Source organism: Nocardiopsis moroccensis, from assembly GCF_055763695.1.
Genome location: NZ_CP199747.1, coordinates 6,058,741 through 6,076,230, shown reverse-complemented (window position 1 = coordinate 6,076,230; position 17,490 = coordinate 6,058,741). Strand labels below are relative to the sequence as shown.

Sequence of the window (17,490 nt, the reverse complement as noted above, 5' to 3'; positions counted from 1 at the left end):
GGGCTGGGCCCGACCAGTGCAGAATGGTGGAGATGAACGCGAGCACCCCCGAACCGGCGAGGCCAGTCAGCGGCCGCCGCGAGGCCACACGACGCAAACTGTTCGAGGCGGCCGTCACGCTGATCTCCGAGCAGGGTTACGGAGCCACCACGGTCGACGAGATCGCCGAACGGGCCGGGGTCGCCAAGGGCACCGTCTACTACAACTTCGGCGGCAAGAACGAGCTGTACGCGGCCCTGATGGAATGGGGCGTGACCCGGCTGGCCGACACCCTGAGGGAGGCCGTGCCCGCCGCCGGCCAGGAGGTCGGGCCCCGCGAGGCCCTGGCCGAGGTGCTGCGGTCCGGCGTCGTCTTCATCAGCGCCCACGAGGCGCTGGCCCGGCTGCTGATGGCCGAGGCCTGGCGCACCAACCAGTCCTGGTACGCGACGGTCCGCCAGATCCGCACCGAAGCGATCGGGGTGATCACCGGCCAACTGGACGCCATGGTCGAACGCGGGCTGACCCGGCCGGACCTCGATACCTCCCTGGCCGGGTCCGCCCTGTTCGGCATGGTGGTGACAGTGGCCCTGGACTGGCGTACCCTCCAGCCGGAACGACCCGTCGAGGAGATCCACACCACCCTGGCGCACATGGCCGACGGACTCATCGGGTCCCCCGCCTCCCCGCAGTGACCCCCGCACGAAGAACCCGGAGAGGAGGCCCGCCATGGTCGACCTGTACCCGCTGCTCCCCCTGACCGCCGGCGTGGTCCTGCTGTGGATCGTCACCCGTGACACCCGCATGGAAGTACGCCTGGTCCGCAAAGGTGTGCGTGCCAAGGGCAGGGTGATCGGCTATCACGAGACCTCGATGGCCTCCCGGATGATCGTGCAGTTCCAGACCGAGGACGGCGAAGAGGTGCACGCCGAACACGAGAACACCGGCTGGATGGCCTCCCGGGCCGGCGAGATCGTCACCGTCTCCTACGACCCCGAACTGCCCGAACGGGCCCGCATCGTCTCCGGCCCCTGGCTGAGCCACTGGGTGCGCGCGATGTTCGGCGGTCTCGGCCTGGTGCTCCTCCTCACCGGCCTACTCCTGGGGTATTTGCACTGGTCCGAGTAGTTTCCGCCGTGTCCGTTCCGGACCTGCGCCGTACGGCCGCGCGGGTGTCGGCCGCGGCGCTTCGAGCCGTGCCCGGGGTGCGCTCCACCGGGGATCACTGTCCCTGATATCGGGATACGATGCCTGAGCGCACGGACCGCGACGCCCCCGAAGCGGTCTCGGCGCGTGTATCCGCAGTCAGAACGAACTGAGGGCCCTTTCCGTGTCCCTGCTCGAAGCGGTCGTCCTTGGCCTGGTCCAGGGTCTGACCGAATTCCTCCCGATCTCCTCCAGCGGGCACCTGCGCGTGGTGTCCGCCTTCTTCGGCTGGCCCGATCCCGGCGCTGCCTTCACGGCCGTGAGCCAGATCGGCACCGAACTCGCCGTGGTGATCTACTTCCGGCAGCGCATCTGGGCGATCCTGTCCACATGGACCAGGTCCCTGGTCAACCGCGAGCTGCGCGGTGACATCAACGCCCGCATGGGCTGGTACGTCATCCTGGGCTCGATCCCCATCGTGGTGCTCGGCCTGCTCCTCGAGGACCAGATCGAAAGCGTCTTCCGTGACCTGCGCCTGGTCGCCCTGAACCTCATCGTCTTCGGTGTCTTCCTGGGCCTCGCGGACCGGTACGCGCGCAAGCACCGCGCACTGGAGGAGCTCAACGTCCCCCGGGGCCTGGGCTTCGGTCTGTTCCAGGCGCTCGCGCTGATCCCCGGTGTCTCCCGCTCGGGCGGCACCATCACGGGCGGTATGCTGCTGGGCTTCAACCGCAAGGACGCCGCCGAGTACGCCTTCCTGCTCGCCCTGCCCGCGGTCTTCGGCTCGGGCGTGTACAAGCTCACCGACATCGGCGGCGACGAGTACGCCGGTTGGGGCGCCACCATCGTGGGCACGGTCATCGCGGGCGTGATCGGCTTCGTGGTGATCGCCTGGCTGATGCGGTTCATCTCCACGCACAGCTTCATGCCCTTCGTCTACTACCGCGTGGGGCTGGGCATCGTCATCCTGGCGCTGGTGAGCTGGGGCGCGCTCGACCCCCAGGGCGGCGCGGAGTCCCAGCAGAGCCGAAGCGACATCGTCGTCACGGAGGAGACACCCGGGCAGGAGCCGGAGGACGACTCCGAGCCCGCTGCCGGTCCCTCCCCGGAGCCCGTCGAGGAGCCCGTCGAGGAGCCGGAGCCGACGCCGAGCGTCGACCCGGTGACCGGCTGGGAGATCGACCCCGAGGTGGGTCTTCCGCGCAACCCCGAGACCGGCCTGTACCACGATCCGGAACTGGGGATGGACGTGGACTACGACGTCTCGACCGGGATGGCCACCAACCCGGTCACCGGCGAGCAGTACGACCCCGCTCCCCTGGACTGACAACCGGGACCTCCGGGCCCCTTCTTCCGCCCGGTTCCTGCCCGGGGGGCTTCCTCCCCGGGCAGGAACCGGGGAGAACACCCCTCGGACCGGTCCTGCCGTACCGGGATCGGGTCGCACGGGCGGCGCCCGGGATCCCGGGCGCCGGGCCCGCCGAGGCCCTGGCGGCTCAGAGGCGGGACGGGACCTCCGGCGGGGGGACGTAGCGCACGAGGCGGCGGGGCAGGCCGCCGTCGAGGCTGGAGCGGGTCCGGACCCGCAGGCGGCAGATCAGGTCGGCCAGGCCCGCGCCGTCCGGGCGGACCACCGCGGTGCTGGCGTGCACCCCGACGACGGCCAGCGCGAGCCAGGGGGCCCCGAACGCGATCAGGACGGCCACCGGCACGGGCAGCAGCAGCGCGCGGGCGATGCCGCGGCGGCGGGCGGCAGGGCGGGGCACGGACCACTCGGTCAGGGCCAGGTGCACAGCGGCCCGGCCCAGGGTGCAGCGGTCACGGCGCAACAGGGGCAGGAAGAGTCCGAAGAGGGCCGCCAGCCCCAGGAGGGCGCCGGTCAGGACCTCTTCCTCCGTACCGGGGCGGGCCACACCGTAGGCGTGCAACAGGGCGACCAGCGTGGCCGCGCCGAACCACCACAGCCCGAGGTCGATCAGGGCGCCGAGCATACGGCGGGTGAGGTCGGGGGCGACACGGTCGGGGACTGCGACGGGCCAGGAGCGGTGCGGGCCGAACGGCCACAGCGGGGGCACCCACCGTGCGAGGGTCCATCCCAGGAGGGTTCCGGCGACACCGACCCCGGCGGCCTCGACGGCGACGGTGTCGTAGGCGCACGGGTAGAGGCCGAGGATCCCGGTGGCGCGGACCACGGTGACCGCGAGCGCCAGGGCGGTGCCCAGGGCCAGGGTGATGAACAGGCCGCGACGGAACCGGGACCGGGACAGCAGTCCGACCGGTAGGAAGAGCCCCAGCGCCAGGGCGGCCTCACGGAGCGACAGAGGCGGCGCGGGTTCGGGTTCGATGGGGCAGAGCCCGTCCGCGGAGGCGGGCAGGGGCCAGACGGCGTACACGGCCAGGCCGATCCCGGTGAGCAGGGCGGCGAGGGTGAGCTGTGCCGGCCAGCCGACCAGACGCCCGTAACGCCGGTGCTGTCCGCTCAGGTAGAGCGCGGATCCGACGACCATCAACAGCGGTACGGCGGCTACCGCCACCTCGATGGCGGCCTGTCCGCCGCCGAACAGTTGCCCCATCGGCTGTACGTTCCCCCTGCTCGTTCCCGGGGCGCCAGGCTAGTACGGGCCGCTCCGGCGCGGGGCGGGAACGGGGATATCCGAGGACCCCTCGAAGCGAACCAGAGATACGCATGTGACGTTTGTCCCATAAGGTACACACAAGCGTGGACACCCCTCGCACAGGCGTCATACCTGCTCTTGTGTGACCATTTCACAACTTCATGGCAGACTGCCTGAGTCCCCCGGATAATCCGCCGTTTCCCAGGCGAGATACGATCCCCAACGCCGAACCCCCCGTTTGTGGCTACTCTGCGGTAAGTCCGGCGTCGACCACCCCCACAAGGTACGGGCGCGGCCCGCAGGGTGGGCAGGGCTGCGCACGCGCGCGCCGGCCTCCCGAAGCAGGCCAGGCGGCCCCGGCCCCCGACGCCACCCGAGAAGACTTTGACGCGGATCGACAGGAGAACCGTGCAGGCAGTACCGAAGAAACGCGGGCGGACGATCGCCGCCCGTATCCGCGCCATGGTCATGATCCCCACCGCCGCGCTGGTCGCGCTGTGGCTGGCCCTCACCCTCGCCCTCGGCGGCGACGCGGTCTACCAACTGATCCGGTCCAAGGCCACCGACGAGCTCGTCACCCCCGCGGCCGTGGGCCTCGTGGACGCGATGTCGGAGCGGTCCGCGACGATCGCCTACATCGAGAACCCCGACAACGCCGACCTGGCCCAGGAGCTGGAGGAGGCCCGGCAGAACACCGACGGCTCCCTCGGGGCCGTCGTCGAGGACCTCATCGGGTTCGCCGACATCGCCCCCGGCGAGGGCGGCATGCATATCGAGATGCTGCACGGGATGTACCAGGACATCGGCGAGATGCGCGAGGCCGTGGACTCCGGCAGCGCCTCCCGCGCCGACGTCCTGGACTACTACAACGAACTCGTCCTGCACGGTGCCGACAGCTTCGACAGCCAGGGCCGCGCAGGCAACCAGGAGGGCTCCACCAGCCCCGGTTTCACCGCCGTCTACATGTTCCGCACGGTGGACGTGGTCGCGCGGGCAGACGCCCAGATCGCCCGCGGCTTCGCCACCGGTGAGCTCACCCTGGAGGACCAGCGCGAGTTCACCGAACTGATGGGCTCCTTCGAGACGCTCCTGGACGCCAACGCCCCCTACCTCTCGGACGAGGGCCACCGGGAGCGGTACGAGACGCTGCTGGAGAGCCCCGAGTACGCCGCCTTCACCTCCCTCTCGAACGAGATCATCGAACGGCAGGTCGAGGCGCAGACGGTCACCAACCCGGAGACCTTCACCCTGGAGACCGTCGACGACCTCTCCATGCCGGTCGACAAGGCCGAGTGGCACGAGGCCTACGACCCCGTACTGGCCGAGCTCACCGCTCTGGGGGCCGACGAGGCCATGTACTCCGCCCAGGTGAACCGGGAGAGCGCCAACGGGGCCGTGCTGCTCGCCGTCGGCGGCAGCCTCGGCGTCGCCGCCGTCATCGCGGTCGCGTTCTACCTGGCCCGCCGGTCCTCGCGGAACCTGACCGAGCGCCTGCTCACCCTGCGCGAGGAGTCCCAGGATCTGGCGGAGAAAAGGCTGCCCGACATCATGGGGCGGCTGCACCGGGGCGAGCGCGTGGACACCTCCAGTTCCCTGCCCGAGCTCAGGATCGATGACGACGAGATCGGCGACGTCGCCCGGGCCTTCAACACCGCCCAGCACGCCGCCATCGACGAGGCCGTCCAGCAGACCGAGCTGCGCCAGGGCGTCAACCGGGTCTTCCTCAACATCGCGCACCGCAGCCAGACCCTGGTGCACCGCCAGCTCCGGCTGCTGGACCGGATGGAACGCGAGCAGGAGGACCCGGAGCAGCTCGCCCAGCTGTTCAAGCTGGACCACCTCGCGACCCGCTCCCGCCGCAACGCGGAGAACCTGCTGATTCTCGGCGGTGAGGCGCCGGGCCGCACCTGGCACCGTCCGATGCCGCTGATCGACGTACTGCGCGGCGCGATCTCGGAGTCCGGTGACTACACCCGTGTCAAGCGGGAGCGCATCGCCCGGGTGAACCTCAACGGTCCGGCCGTCGCCGACGTCATCCACCTGGTCGCGGAACTGGTCGACAACGCCGCCATGTTCTCGCCGCCGCACACCCAGGTGCGTCTGAGCAGCGAGGACGTTCCCAACGGGGTGACGATCGAGATCGAGGACCGCGGCCTGGGCATGACCGACGGCGAGTTCGACTCGGCCAACGCGCTGCTGGCCGACCCGCCCGAGTTCGACGTGATGCGCCTCAACGAGAAGATGCGCCTCGGCCTCTTCGTGGTCTCGCGCCTGTCCCACCGGCACGGCATCCGGGTGCACCTGCGCCCCTCGCCGTACGGCGGCGTGCAGGCCATCGTCCTGCTCCCGCAGGAGATCATCTCGGGCGACCGCACCCCGCTGCCCTCCTCGGAGGAGAGCGGGGAGGACATCTGGGAGGTGCGCGAGATCGTCGACCGCCCCGGCCCCGCGCTGGAGTCGGGCCGGGCCGGCCGCTCCGGCAAGCCCGTCCTGACCTCGGTGTCGTCCTCCCCCGCGGGTTCCGGACAGGATCGGCGATCCGCCAAAACGGACGGCGATCCCGAGGCGGACGCGGAACCGCAGGCGCCGCTCGCTCCGGCCGACGCCCCCGGGGACGACCTCCTCGGTACCCCGGACAACGACGACACCCGTCCCCCCCTGCCCACCCGCAACTCCCGGATCAGCGCGGTGCCCGACGCCCCCGGGACGTCCCCCGTCAAGGAGACCAAGCAGCCCGAGACCGTCGAGGCCGGCGGCGGGCGCCCCGCACTGCCCAAGCGGCGCCCGCAGGAGAACCTGGCCCCCCAGTTGGCGACCTCCCCCGCCGGTGACGGGGCCACCGGCCCCGCGGCCGGCGGCGCCTCCTCCGATGCGACCCCCGACAACACGGAACGGCTGGCGCGCCTGCGCCGGAACATGTCCGCGTTCCAGAAGGGGACGGACCGCGGGCGGCGCGACGGCAAGCAGAACACCAACGACACCGACAAGGACGCGTAACCGTGACGAGTACCGAAAGCGCCGAGCGCGGCAGCGGAAGCGCCGCGGGCAAGAAGGACATCAACTGGCTGCTCGACGAGCTGCTCGACCGCGCCGTGGGCTCCCGCCACGCGATCGTCCTCTCCGCTGACGGCCTGCTCATCGGCCGCTCGCGTGACCTGGTCAAGGAGGACGCCGAGCACCTGTCCGCGGTGGCCTCCGCGTTCCAGAGCCTGGCCCGGGGCACCGGCCGCCACTTCGGCGGCGGCGAGGTCCTCCAGACCGTGGTCGAGATGGAGAGCGCCTACCTCTTCGTCACGGGCGCGGGACGCGGCGCCTGCCTGGCCGTCCTCGCCGAGGAGAGCTCCGACGTCGGTCTCATCGCCTACGAGATGAACGTCCTGGTCGAGCAGGTGGGCCGTTACCTCGACGCCGCGCCCCGTAGCGAGGGTGCGGCCGGGGACTCCGGGGAAGCCACGCGATAGGGGTCGGTATGCAAGCGCACAACGAGTTCGATCCGGGCGACATACCGCACGGTCTGCCACAGCGTGACGCAGTCGGCGGTTACGGCGAGCCGGACGGCGGTCCCGACGACGCCGCCGGGGCGGAGGAGGCGGGGCCGCTCGTCCGCCCGTACGTGATCGCGCAGGGCCGCGACCACGCCGACTCCGTCCAGTTGGACATGATCAGCGTGGTGATCGCCGCCAAGCGCGCCGAGGTCGACGAGATGGCACTGGAACCGGAACAGCTCCGGATCCTGGAGCTGTGCCGCCGTCCCCAGTCGGTGGCCGAGGTGTCCGCCCACCTGGACATCCCGGTCGCCGTCGTCAAGGTCCTGCTCAGTGACCTGCTCAACCGCGGCCTGGCCCTGGCCCGCGCCCCCTACACAGCTAAGAGCCCGGTGAGCCGGGACGTACTCCAGGCGGTTCTCGATGGCATCCAGAGACTCTGACCCGGGCACCGAGGCCCCCGTTCCCTCGGCACTGAAGATCCTGGTGGCCGGTGGCTTCGGCGCCGGGAAGACCACGTTGGTCGGCGCGGTCAGCGAGATCGCCCCGCTCAGCACGGAGGAGGTGATGACCGAGGCCAGTTACGGGGTCGACGACCTGTCCGGAGTGGAGGCCAAGACGACCACCACCGTGGCGCTGGACTTCGGTCGCATCACCATCAGCCCCAGTCTGGTGCTGTACCTGTTCGGCACGCCCGGCCAGGAGCGATTCTGGTTCATGTGGGAGGAGCTGTCCGAGGGGGCCCTGGGCGCGATCGTCATCGCCGACACCCGGCGCCTGGAGACCTGCTTCGCCGCGGTCGACTTCTTCGAGCGGCGCGGGGTGCCGTTCGTGGTCGCGGTGAACTGCTTCGAGGGCGCCCACGAGTACGAGGCGGACGAGGTACGCGAGGCGCTGAGCCTGAGCCCCGAGATCCCGGTGGCCCTGTGCGACGCCCGTCGGCGCGAATCCGCCAAACAGGTCCTGCTGACCCTGGTGAACCGGGTCGCGGAGCGCGTCACCGCCTAGTGCGCGTCCGGCGGCGGGTGGCGGGGGATCCGGATCCCCCGCCACCCGCCGCCGTTTTTTCGGGAACGTTCCGGGCACGGTTCGGGTGCAGGGACGGCGCATCCCGCCGGGGGCCTCTGTACACGCGAAGCGTCCAGGTAAAGTGCGGGGCGTCGCAACGTCTGTGTCGGGCGTTTCGGTGCCCGACGACCATGGTCCCGTCCCGGACGGGCCCGGACGAAGGTGGAGTTCCCGTGAAGCGTTTCGAGTGGCGCGACAAGATCCACGGCCTGGACGCCGAGGCGGACTGTGAACAGATCGTCCGCATCCTGGGCACGTACGAGTTCCCCTGGGACATCGAGCAGGCCCTGGGGCTGGCGCTGTACCGCACCTACGCCGTGCCCTCCATCGGCGAACTGCTCGGCCGGACCCGTGAGTTCACCGAGCGGACCCAGCACCGCTACGACGACACCGCGCTCATCCTCAACGACATCCTGGAGCACGGGTTCGGTCCGGGCCGCGGCCGAGAGGCACTGCGCCGGATGAACCAGATGCACCGCTCCTACGACATCAGCAACGACGACTACCGGTACGTGCTGAGCACCTTCGTCGTCATGCCGGTGCGCTGGCTCAACGACTACGGCTACGGCTGGCGGAAGCTGTCCGACCACGAGACGGCGGCCAGCACGAACTACTACCGCAAGCTCGGCAGGCACATGGGGATCAAGGACATCCCGGAGACCTACGCCGAGTTCCGCGAGCTGATGGACTCCTACGAGGCGGAGCACTTCGCCTACACCGAGGGCGGCCGCGCGGTCTCCGACGCCACCCTGGAGCTGATGGTCGGCTTCTATCCGGCCTGGCAGCGGCCCCTCGTGCGGCCCTTCACCAAGGGTCTGCTGGACGAGCCCCTGATCAGGGCCTTCCGCTACCCCGAGCCCTCGGCGTTCTGGCGCAGGTCCGGTGACCTGGCGCTCAGGCTGCGCGCGAAGGTCGTACGGCGGATGAAACCACGCCGGGAGCCGCGCTGGGCCCGGATGAGCCCCAACATCCGCAGCTACCCCGACGGCTACGAACCCGACCGCATCGGCACCTTCCCCCAGGGCTGCCCGGTCCCCCACGACATGCGCACCCGGGAGGTCCCGGCGACCGGCGCCAGGGTCCCCGCCCCCGGCCAAGCCGTCGCCTCCCGGGCACCCGAAGCGGAGTCCCCCGCCTCCCCGGAAACCCCCGCGACCTGACCAGGGTCCCGCACCTCCCCCGAGCCCTGCGCTCCCCGAGTCCAGCACACGGCCCAGCCGCGTGTTGCCACCCCCCTTCCACCATCCCCACTTCCCCCGAAGGAACCGCGAATGAAGCGCTTCGACTGGCGAGACGAGATCCACCGCCTGGACGCCGAGAAGGACTGCGTACGCATCATGCAGATCCTCAACTCCCACGAGTTCCCGTGGGACATGGGCCGAGCGCTGGGTATCGCGCTGTACCGCACCTACGCCGTACCCAGCATCGGCGAACTGCTGGGCAGAACCGACCAGTTCACCGGCCAGACCCAGAAGCGCTACGACGACACCGCGCTCATCCTGGGCAACATGATCCGGCACGGATTCGAACCGGGTAAGGGCCGGGACGCGCTGCGCCGGATGAACCAGATGCACCGCTCCTACGACATCAGCAACGACGACTACCGGTACGTGCTGAGTACCTTCGTGATCATGCCGGTGCGCTGGCTCAACGACTACGGCTACGGCTGGCGGAAGCTGTCCGACCACGAGATCAGCGCGATCACGAACTACTACCGCAAGCTCGGCAAGTACATGGGGATCAAGGACATCCCCGAGACCTACGAGGGGTTCCGCGAGCTCCTGGACGGCTACGAGGCGGAGCACTTCGCCTACACCGAGGGCGGCCGGAGGGTCTCCGACTCCACCCTCGACCTGATGGTGACGTTCTACCCGCCGCGGGTATCCGGTCTGGCCCGCAAGTTCTCGATGGCGATCCTGGACGAGTCGCTGATCGAAACCTTCCGCTACGACCCGCCCAGCAAGGCCTGGCGCAGGTCCGCGGACATCGCGCTCAAGCTGCGCGCGAAGGTCGTGCGGCGGATGAAGCCGCGCGAGGAGCCGTTGTGGGCCGACATGAATCCGAACATCCGCAGCTACCCCGAGGGCTACGACGTGAACGGGATCGGAACCTTCCCGGCGACCTGCCCGGTGCAGCACAACGTGGACCCGGTGGCGCACGAGGAACTGTACGGCGAGGAGGGCGACCGGCCCGCCGAGAACAGCGAGAACGGCGAGACCTCTTCCGAGGGATCCGGGAAGCCCACCGCCGACACGGCCTCGGACGGGCGCGCGTGACCACGACCGACAGGGCCCCGTCCACGGTGGACGGGGCCCCCGTTGCGGGCGCCGGACCGGTGTCCGGACCCCTGCCCCGGTCGGTGCACGCCTGGTACGGCAGCGGCGCGGTGGCCATGGGGGTCTTCAACACGGTCCCCGGGTTGTTGCTGCTGATCTATCTGACCGACACCCTCGCGGTGAGCCCGGCCCTCGCCGGGGCGGTGATCTTCCTGCCCAAACTGGTCGACCTTCTGGCCAGTCCGTACATCGGAATCTGGTCCGACCGGACGCGGTCCCCCTGGGGCCCGCGACGGCCGTGGATGCTGGCGGGCGCGGTGACCCTGCCGCTGTTGTTCGCGGCCATGTTCGCGGGGCCGCCGTTGGAGGGGGCCCAGGCCGCCGCCTACGTGGCGGTCCTGTTCGTGCTGGCCGCTCTGGCCTCGTCCGCCTTCGTGGTGCCCTACACCGCGATGCCCGGCGAGATCACCGCGGACTACCACGAGCGCTCCACCCTGAACACGTGGCGGACCGCCTTCGCGGGCCTGGCGCTGCTCCTGGGCGGGGCCCTGGCACCCGTCGTCCAGACGGCCCCCCAGGACCCGGTGGTGGGCTACCGCCTCATGGGGCTGATGATGGCCGCGGTACTCGTGCTGTCCATGCTCGGCTCGGTGGTCGGTACCCGCCGAGCGCCACACCCGGTCTTCCGCCCCCGGAGCGAGGGGCTGCCCGCCCAGCTCAGGGTGGCCTTCGGGCACCGCGACTTCCGGGTCCTGTTCCCGGCCAACCTGCTCATGGCGGTGGCCAGCGGCACGATGGTGGCCGGTGTGCCGTACGTGACCGCGAACGTCATGGGCGAGCCCGCCTACACGAGCATCCTCATGGTGTGCGTGCTGGTCCCGCTCATGGCGTCGGCCCCGTTGTGGAAGCGGTTGTCGGTGCGGGTGGACAAGCGCCGCGCCGCCGGCTGCTCGGCGTTGGTGTTCGTCCTCGGCGGGGGCGGCCTGTTCCTGATCCCGGTGCTGGGTGTGCCGGGCGCGGTGGCCTCCTCGGTGCTGGTGGGCGTCGGCCTGTCCGGGACCATGATGCTGCCCGCGTCCATGCTGGCCGACTGCCTCGCCACCGACGACGGCTCCGGTCGGCGCCAGGGCGGGGTGCTGTCGGGCGTGTGGACCTCGGGTGAGGCCATGGCCCAGGCGGTGGGCACCGGTCTGCTGTCCCTCTCCCTGGCCCTGAGCGGTTACGTGGAGTCCGGCTCGGGAGAGGTCGTCCAGCAGAGCGATACGGCTCTGCGGGGCATGCTGGTCGGCAGCAGCCTGGTACCCGCCGCCGTGATGCTGTGCTGCCTGGTGCCGCTGGTGTTCTACCGGATGCGGGCCCCCGGTACGGGCGCGAAGGTGTGACCGCACGGGGCCGGGGCCGGGAGAACCGGCCTCGGCCCCGTGCGGTCTCGGCCCGCCCTGTTCCCGGCCCGCCCCGGCCTCATCCGCGGCCAGGGCCGTGGATGCGCAGGAAGGCGTCCACCCCCGAGCGGACCATCGCGACCCGCTCCTCCTCTGGCAGCGGAAGCGCTCCGAAGAAGGACCGGCTGTTGGCCTGGGTGCGCACCAGGGCCAGGTAGTGTCCGGCGGCGGTCTCCTCACCGCCCTCCTCGATCTCCAGCAGCCCCCGGTCGGCCAGGGCGCGCAGATGTGCGGCCAGGTCCTGGACGACCAGTTCGGAACCGCTGTCCGACCAGGCTCTGGCTGCGTCGGGAAAGTGCGCGGCCTCCCCGATCAGCAACCGGACCAAGGCCGTGTGGTCGGCACGGCGGCCCCGCGGGGACAGCCACTCGTCCCCGAACCCGACCAGGGCCTCACGCGCGTCCTCGGCTTCCCGCAGGTGGCGGGCGGCGATCACGGCGTGGTCGGCGGCGAGGGTGGCGCTGCTCTGGGAGACGATCCTGAGGAACAGGTCCCGTTTGTCGTCGAAGTGGTTGTAGATGGTGCGCTTGGACACGCCCGCGTCGGCGGCGATCGCGTCCACGCTGGCCCGCGCGTAACCCTCCCTCAGGAAGACCCGCAGCGCGGCCTCCGTGATGGCCTCGTGCTTGACCGCCGACCTGCGGTCACGTCCGTCCGCGCATGTGCCGGTCATATCTCGCCCTCTGTCCTCGCGGGTCCTCGGTCCTGGCAGAACACAGTTCCCAAAGGAAACTGCACCGTGTAGTTTACCTTGTATGGCGAAGCAAGACCCCACCTCTCCATCCGCCGGTTCCCTCCCCGACCCCCTCCCCCCGGCGCCCCAGCGGCTCGACCGCCCGCTGCTCAAGCTCGCCTCCGTCCTCCTGGTCGGCGCCATGGCCGCGCTCCTGGACACCACGATCGTCAACGTGGCCGTCGACCACCTCTCCCGGGCCCTGGACGCTCCCGTGTCGACCGCGCAGTGGGTGGCCAGCGCCTACCTGCTCTCCACCGCCTCGGTGATCCCGGTGACCGGCTGGGCGATCGACCGCTTCGGCCAGCGCGCCACCTGGATGACCGCGCTCGCGCTGTTCGGAGCGGGTTCGCTGCTGTGCACCACCGCCTGGTCGATCGAGAGCCTGATCGCCTTCCGGGTGCTCACCGGGCTGGGCAGCGGCATGGTCCTGCCGCTGGTCATGACGATCCTCGTGCAGGCCGCGGGACCGCAGCGCCTCGGAAGGGCGATCGGCCTGCTCAGCGTGCCCATCCAGATCGCGCCCGCGCTGGGCCCCGTGCTGGGCGGGATCGTCCTGGACACGCTGGGCTGGCGGTGGATCTTCGTGGTCGCGCTGCCCTTCATCCTGCTGGCCATGGCTCTGGCCGTGCGCGGGGTGCCCAAGGGGAGCCCGCGGGCCGCCGAACGGCTCGACCTGGTGGGGCTGCTCCTGCTCTCCCCCGGGATCGCGACCCTGCTCTACGGCCTGTCCGTGCTGGGCGACTCCCGCCACGCCCTGGTGTTCGCGGCCGTCGGCCTGCTACTGATCGTCGGTTTCGTGGTGCACGCCCTGCGCGAGCGGCCCGGTGGCCCTGCCCCGGTGATCGATCTGCGTCTGTTCCGGAACCTGCTGTTCCGGCTGGGCGCGCTGCTGATGTTCGTGTTCGGGATCTGCATCTGGGCGGGCATGTTCCTGCTCCCGCTCTTCTTCCAGCAGGTCCAGGGCACCTCCGCACTGACCGCGGGGTTGCTCATGGCACCGATGGCCGCCGGTGTGGCCGTGGTGAACCTGTTCATCGGGCCGATCGCGGACCGCACCGGGCCGCGTTACCTGGTGCTGGGCGGTCTCCTCGTGGGCGCGGCCGCCACCGCACCGTTCGGCCTGGCCGGACCGGACACACCGGCCGCCCTGCTGGCCACCGCGATGTTCGTCCGTGGTCTGGGCCTGGGCGCGGCGATGGTACCGATGCTGGCCACCGCCTACCGGGGGCTGCCCTCGGACCGGGTGCCCCGGGCCAGCAGCGCCCTGAACGTCACCCAGCGGCTCGGCGCCGCCGTCGGCACCGCCGCGCTGGCCCTGCTGCTCGCGTCCCTGCTCGCCGACGCCGCCCGCCCCGAGACGGCCTTCCAGGCGACCTTCTGGTGGATGACCGGCCTGACCGCCGGGGCGATGGTCCCCGCGATGTTCCTGCCGAGCACCCGCCCGGACCTCACCGAGCGGTCCGGCTAGCGGGGACCAGCGACCGAAGGGCCGTCGACCCGGGAGGAGGCGGACCGGGGAACCAGGGGAGCTAACGCCCCAGGCGGCGCCACAGGGCCCGGGGCACCATCCGCATCCCCGCGAACACCGGTTGCAGCACGCGCGGCGCCCAGACCGTGGTGGCGCCGCCACGCAGGCCCCTGGCCACGGAGTCGGCCACCTGGCCGGGGGTGGCGGGGAACGGCGCCGGATCGACGTGCCGGGACATCCGGGTGGCGACGTAGCCCGGACGGACCACCAGGACCCGCGCCCCGGTCCCGTGCAGCGAGTCCGCCAGCCCCTGGGCGAATCCGTCGAGCCCCGCCTTGGCGGAGCCGTACACGAAGTTGGCCCGGCGCACCCGGACCCCGGCCACCGACGACAGCACCACGAGCGCCCCGTGGCCCTGTTCGCGCAGGCGGGCGGCGACGGCCAGCCCGACGGACACGTGCCCGGTGTAGTTCACGGTGGCCGCGCGGGCGGCGGCCAGGGGGTCGGCCTCGTACTCCGCCTGCTCACCCAGCACCCCGAAGGCGTCCACCACCACGTCCAGGTCGCCCACCAGCTCCACGGCGGCGGCGACCACGGCGGCATGGGTGTCGGCGTCCTCGGCGTCGAATTCCAGCGAGTGGGCGGTGGCGCCGAGGGCCCCGAACGCGCTCGGCGCCCCAGCCGCCCCGCCCCGGGCGGCGAGCACCACCTCGCGGGCGCCCTCGCGCACCAGCCGTTCGACGACGGCCAGGCCGATCTCACTGCGACCGCCGAGCAACAGGACGGTTCGTACGCTTCCCAGCGAGTCGCGCATGGGCGGGTCCTTCCGGGGATCGGGGCGCGGGGCGGCTGCCCCGGGCCGGTGTTCAGACGAGTCGAAGGCGGCGGGCCAGGTCGGACACGAGTACGCCCCCGGGGTCCGCGCGTGCCCGCGTGGCCTGCCAGGAGGGGATTTCCGGGTACATGGCGTGCACGGTCTCCGCGTCGGCCCGGCTGTCCTTGGCCAGGTACAGGCGCCCGCCCGCCGCCAGGACCCGTTCGTCGAACCCGCGCAGCAGCCGCACCAGCCCGGGCAGTTCCGCGGGCAGGTCCAGGGCGAGCGTCCACCCGGGCCGGGGAAAGGACAGCGGGCCCGGTGTCGGCTCGCCCATCCGCTTGAGGACGGCGAGGAAGGAGGGCGCACCCGCCCCGGACAGCCCCGCCACGACGGCGCGCAGGGTGTCCTCCTCCCCGAAGGGCACGACGAACTGGTACTGCACGAACCCGTGCGGCCCGTACATCCGGTTCCAGCCCCGTACCGAGTCCAGCGGATGGAAGAACCCGCTGATCGGCTGGGTCCGGCCGCGCCTGCGCCGGGGTGCGGCGTTGTAGTAGGCGGTGTTGAAGGCGCTCACCGTCCACCGGTTGAGCAACCGCGGCGGCGCCCAGGGCGGCGCGGGCAGCGATCCCCCGGTCCGGTACCGCAGGGGTTCGCGGCGCTGCGGCGCGGGCAGGTCGGCGGGGCGGGCGTGGTGGGCGCGGGTCAGCACGCCGCGGCCCGTGGCCGCTCCCCTGGCGAGCAGGTCGATCCAGCAGACCGTGTACCGGTAGGCATGGTCGGTGCGCGCCATCAGGTCCAGGGTGGAGTCGAGGTCGCCGGTGCGGTCGGTGTCCACGCGGACGTGGGCGGTATCGACCGGGTGCACGCCGAGGGTGGCCTCGGTGATGATCCCGGTCAGCCCCATTCCGCCCACGGTGGCCCAGAAGAGTTCGGTGTCGCCATGGTCCGGGCCGAGCCGGTGTACCTCGCCGACCGGGGTGAGCAGGGTGAGGGAGCGCACGTGGGCGCCGATCGAGGAGTCGGTGTGGTGGTTCTTGCCGTGCACGTCGGCGGCGATCGCCCCGCCCAGGGTGACGTGTCTGGTCCCGGGGGTGACGGGCACGAAGTACCCGCGGGGCAGCAGGTGCGCGATGATCCGTTCGAGGCTGGTCCCCGCGGGCGCGGTGACCTCCGCCCGCCCGGTGTCCAGGCGCGGCGGCCCGGCGAGTCCGGTGCAGTCCAGAACGAGTCCGCCCGCCGCCTGGGCGGCGTCGCCGTAGGAGCGCCCCAGGCCCCGGGCGAGGGCACCGCGCGGCCCCGCCCGGGACAGCGCCTGCGCGGCCTGTTCGAGGGTGCGCGGACGCACGACGCGGGCGGCGGTGGGGGCGGTGCGGCCCCAGCCGGTGAGGAGGGTCGGTCGACTCACAGGTAGATCCCCAGTCCGACCAGGAGGGCGAGGGCGGCGAGGACGAGTTGGAGGGGGCGGTCCCCCAACGCGATCTCCTCGGGTTCCTCGCCCGCGCCCCGGTCCACGAGCAGGTTGTAGCGGAGCACGAACATGACGAACGGAACGATACTGACCGCGTGGAACACGGAGTGCGGGCCGCCGTCCTGCTCCAGGGCCCACAGGCAGTAGGTGACGATCATGGCACCGGAGGCGATGGTGCGCATCTGGGACAGGTAGCTGGTGGTGTAGCCCAGCAGCGCCGCGCGGGTGGGGTGCGCCTCCCGCTCCCGTGCCCGTGGGGCGTCCCGGGGACCGTTCTGGACCCCCGGCCCCCGGTCCGGGACGTGCAGGCGCAGTTCGGCCTCGCGTTTGCCGACCACCACCAGCAGGGCGGCCAGCGAGACCACGATGACGAACCACGAGGTCAGCTCCACGCCGGCGACGATCCCGCCCGCCACGGCCCGCAGCACGTGGCAGGAGGCGACCGCGACCAGGTCGCAAACGACGACGTCCTTGAGCAGGTGCGTGTAGGCCAGGGTGAGCAGCACGTACACGGTCAGCAGCAGGGTGAGGCGCCAGTTGCCCAGGACGAGGGAGGCCAGCGGGGCGGCGGCGGTGAGCACGACCCCCGCGGTCGCGGCGACCGGTACCGGGAGATCGCCCGAGGCGACGGGGCGGTGGCGTTTTCGGGGGTGTTCGCGGTCGCGGCGCAGGTCGCGGATGTCGTTGAGCAGGTAGGTGCCGCCGGCGGCCGCGCAGAAGAGGACGAAGGCGGCGGCACACAACAGCAGGGTGCGGGGGTCGCCGAGCGCTCCCGCGGTGCCGGGGGCGGCGAACACCAGCAGGTTCTTCAGCCACTGGCGGGGACGGCAGGCCCTGAGCAGGGGCTGGGCCCGGAATGGGAGGGGGCGCGACCCCGTGACGGTGCTCCTCCCGGGCCGGTTTCCGGCCCCGGGGGTCGTGGTCGGCGCCATGGCCTCCCCCTTCTTCCGTGTGTCGGGCCTGGGAAGTGGATGCCGGACCGCCTGC

General features: G+C 71.6%; 16 protein-coding genes. 11 read left to right on the top strand and 5 right to left on the bottom strand.

The genetic code is table 11. The features are described 5' to 3' along the window. Positions 1 to 23 precede the first annotated feature (23 nt). The 3 genes from ACUKCB_RS26860 (at position 24) to ACUKCB_RS26850 (ending at position 2,452) form a co-directional block, all read left to right on the top strand. A complete protein-coding gene (locus tag ACUKCB_RS26860; RefSeq protein ID WP_473038311.1) occupies positions 24 to 674 on the top strand; it encodes a TetR/AcrR family transcriptional regulator in 651 nt (216 codons plus the stop codon). 34 nt (positions 675 to 708) lie between these two features. Beyond that, on the top strand, positions 709 to 1,107 hold the full coding sequence (locus ACUKCB_RS26855) for a DUF3592 domain-containing protein (RefSeq protein ID WP_473038310.1): 399 nt from the start codon (positions 709 to 711) through the stop codon (positions 1,105 to 1,107). A gap of 202 nt (positions 1,108 to 1,309) precedes the next feature. After that, complete coding sequence (locus ACUKCB_RS26850) at positions 1,310 to 2,452, top strand: undecaprenyl-diphosphate phosphatase (protein WP_473038309.1); 1,143 nt, start codon at positions 1,310 to 1,312, stop codon at positions 2,450 to 2,452. A gap of 169 nt (positions 2,453 to 2,621) precedes the next feature. On the opposite strand, the gene ACUKCB_RS26845 is transcribed toward ACUKCB_RS26850, so the two are convergent. After that, positions 2,622 to 3,698: an antibiotic resistance protein VanZ gene (locus ACUKCB_RS26845; RefSeq protein ID WP_473038308.1), complete on the bottom strand. Its 1,077-nt coding sequence runs from the start codon at positions 3,696 to 3,698 to the stop codon at positions 2,622 to 2,624. Between the two features lie 450 nt (positions 3,699 to 4,148). On the opposite strand from ACUKCB_RS26845, the gene ACUKCB_RS26840 reads away from it, so the two are divergent. The 7 genes from ACUKCB_RS26840 (at position 4,149) to ACUKCB_RS26810 (ending at position 11,951) form a co-directional block, all read left to right on the top strand. Further along, entirely contained in the window at positions 4,149 to 6,737 is a 2,589-nt protein-coding gene (locus ACUKCB_RS26840; protein ID WP_473038307.1) for a sensor histidine kinase, read from the top strand. A gap of 2 nt (positions 6,738 to 6,739) precedes the next feature. Next, positions 6,740 to 7,201: a roadblock/LC7 domain-containing protein gene (locus ACUKCB_RS26835; protein ID WP_191274394.1), complete on the top strand. Its 462-nt coding sequence runs from the start codon at positions 6,740 to 6,742 to the stop codon at positions 7,199 to 7,201. Between the two features lie 8 nt (positions 7,202 to 7,209). After that, the gene (locus ACUKCB_RS26830; protein ID WP_473038306.1) at positions 7,210 to 7,668 is read left to right on the top strand and encodes a DUF742 domain-containing protein; all 459 of its coding nucleotides are present in this window, start codon (positions 7,210 to 7,212) and stop codon (positions 7,666 to 7,668) included. Continuing rightward, the gene (locus ACUKCB_RS26825; protein ID WP_191274390.1) at positions 7,649 to 8,233 is read left to right on the top strand and encodes a GTP-binding protein; all 585 of its coding nucleotides are present in this window, start codon (positions 7,649 to 7,651) and stop codon (positions 8,231 to 8,233) included. Before ACUKCB_RS26830 ends, ACUKCB_RS26825 begins: the two co-directional genes overlap by 20 nt. A gap of 233 nt (positions 8,234 to 8,466) precedes the next feature. Then, positions 8,467 to 9,453 carry an oxygenase MpaB family protein gene (locus ACUKCB_RS26820; RefSeq protein WP_473038305.1) on the top strand — a complete coding sequence of 329 codons (987 nt, stop codon included), beginning with the start codon at positions 8,467 to 8,469 and terminating at the stop codon, positions 9,451 to 9,453. A 111-nt stretch (positions 9,454 to 9,564) separates the two neighbouring features. Beyond that, positions 9,565 to 10,569 carry an oxygenase MpaB family protein gene (locus tag ACUKCB_RS26815; RefSeq protein ID WP_473038304.1) on the top strand — a complete coding sequence of 335 codons (1,005 nt, stop codon included), beginning with the start codon at positions 9,565 to 9,567 and terminating at the stop codon, positions 10,567 to 10,569. A 26-nt stretch (positions 10,570 to 10,595) separates the two neighbouring features. Beyond that, positions 10,596 to 11,951, top strand: a complete 1,356-nt coding sequence (locus tag ACUKCB_RS26810) for an MFS transporter (protein ID WP_473041153.1) — start codon at positions 10,596 to 10,598, stop codon at positions 11,949 to 11,951. Positions 11,952 to 12,030: 79 nt separating this feature from the next. On the opposite strand, the gene ACUKCB_RS26805 is transcribed toward ACUKCB_RS26810, so the two are convergent. Next, a complete protein-coding gene (locus ACUKCB_RS26805; protein WP_473038303.1) occupies positions 12,031 to 12,684 on the bottom strand; it encodes a TetR/AcrR family transcriptional regulator in 654 nt (217 codons plus the stop codon). Between the two features lie 82 nt (positions 12,685 to 12,766). Here ACUKCB_RS26805 and ACUKCB_RS26800 point away from each other — a divergent pair, with 82 nt between their 5' ends. Further along, positions 12,767 to 14,215, top strand: coding sequence for an MDR family MFS transporter (locus tag ACUKCB_RS26800; protein WP_473038302.1), 1,449 nt, complete (start codon positions 12,767 to 12,769; stop codon positions 14,213 to 14,215). Between the two features lie 61 nt (positions 14,216 to 14,276). On the opposite strand, the gene ACUKCB_RS26795 is transcribed toward ACUKCB_RS26800, so the two are convergent. The 3 genes from ACUKCB_RS26795 to ACUKCB_RS26785 are packed head-to-tail and all read right to left on the bottom strand — an operon-like array spanning position 14,277 to position 17,435. After that, on the bottom strand, positions 14,277 to 15,029 hold the full coding sequence (locus ACUKCB_RS26795; RefSeq protein WP_473038301.1) for an SDR family NAD(P)-dependent oxidoreductase: 753 nt from the start codon (positions 15,027 to 15,029) through the stop codon (positions 14,277 to 14,279). A gap of 52 nt (positions 15,030 to 15,081) precedes the next feature. Further along, complete coding sequence (locus tag ACUKCB_RS26790; protein ID WP_473038300.1) at positions 15,082 to 16,440, bottom strand: FAD-binding oxidoreductase; 1,359 nt, start codon at positions 16,438 to 16,440, stop codon at positions 15,082 to 15,084. Then, complete coding sequence (locus ACUKCB_RS26785) at positions 16,437 to 17,435, bottom strand: decaprenyl-phosphate phosphoribosyltransferase (RefSeq protein WP_473038299.1); 999 nt, start codon at positions 17,433 to 17,435, stop codon at positions 16,437 to 16,439. Before ACUKCB_RS26785 ends, ACUKCB_RS26790 begins: the two co-directional genes overlap by 4 nt. Between the last annotated feature and the right edge of the window lie 55 nt (positions 17,436 to 17,490).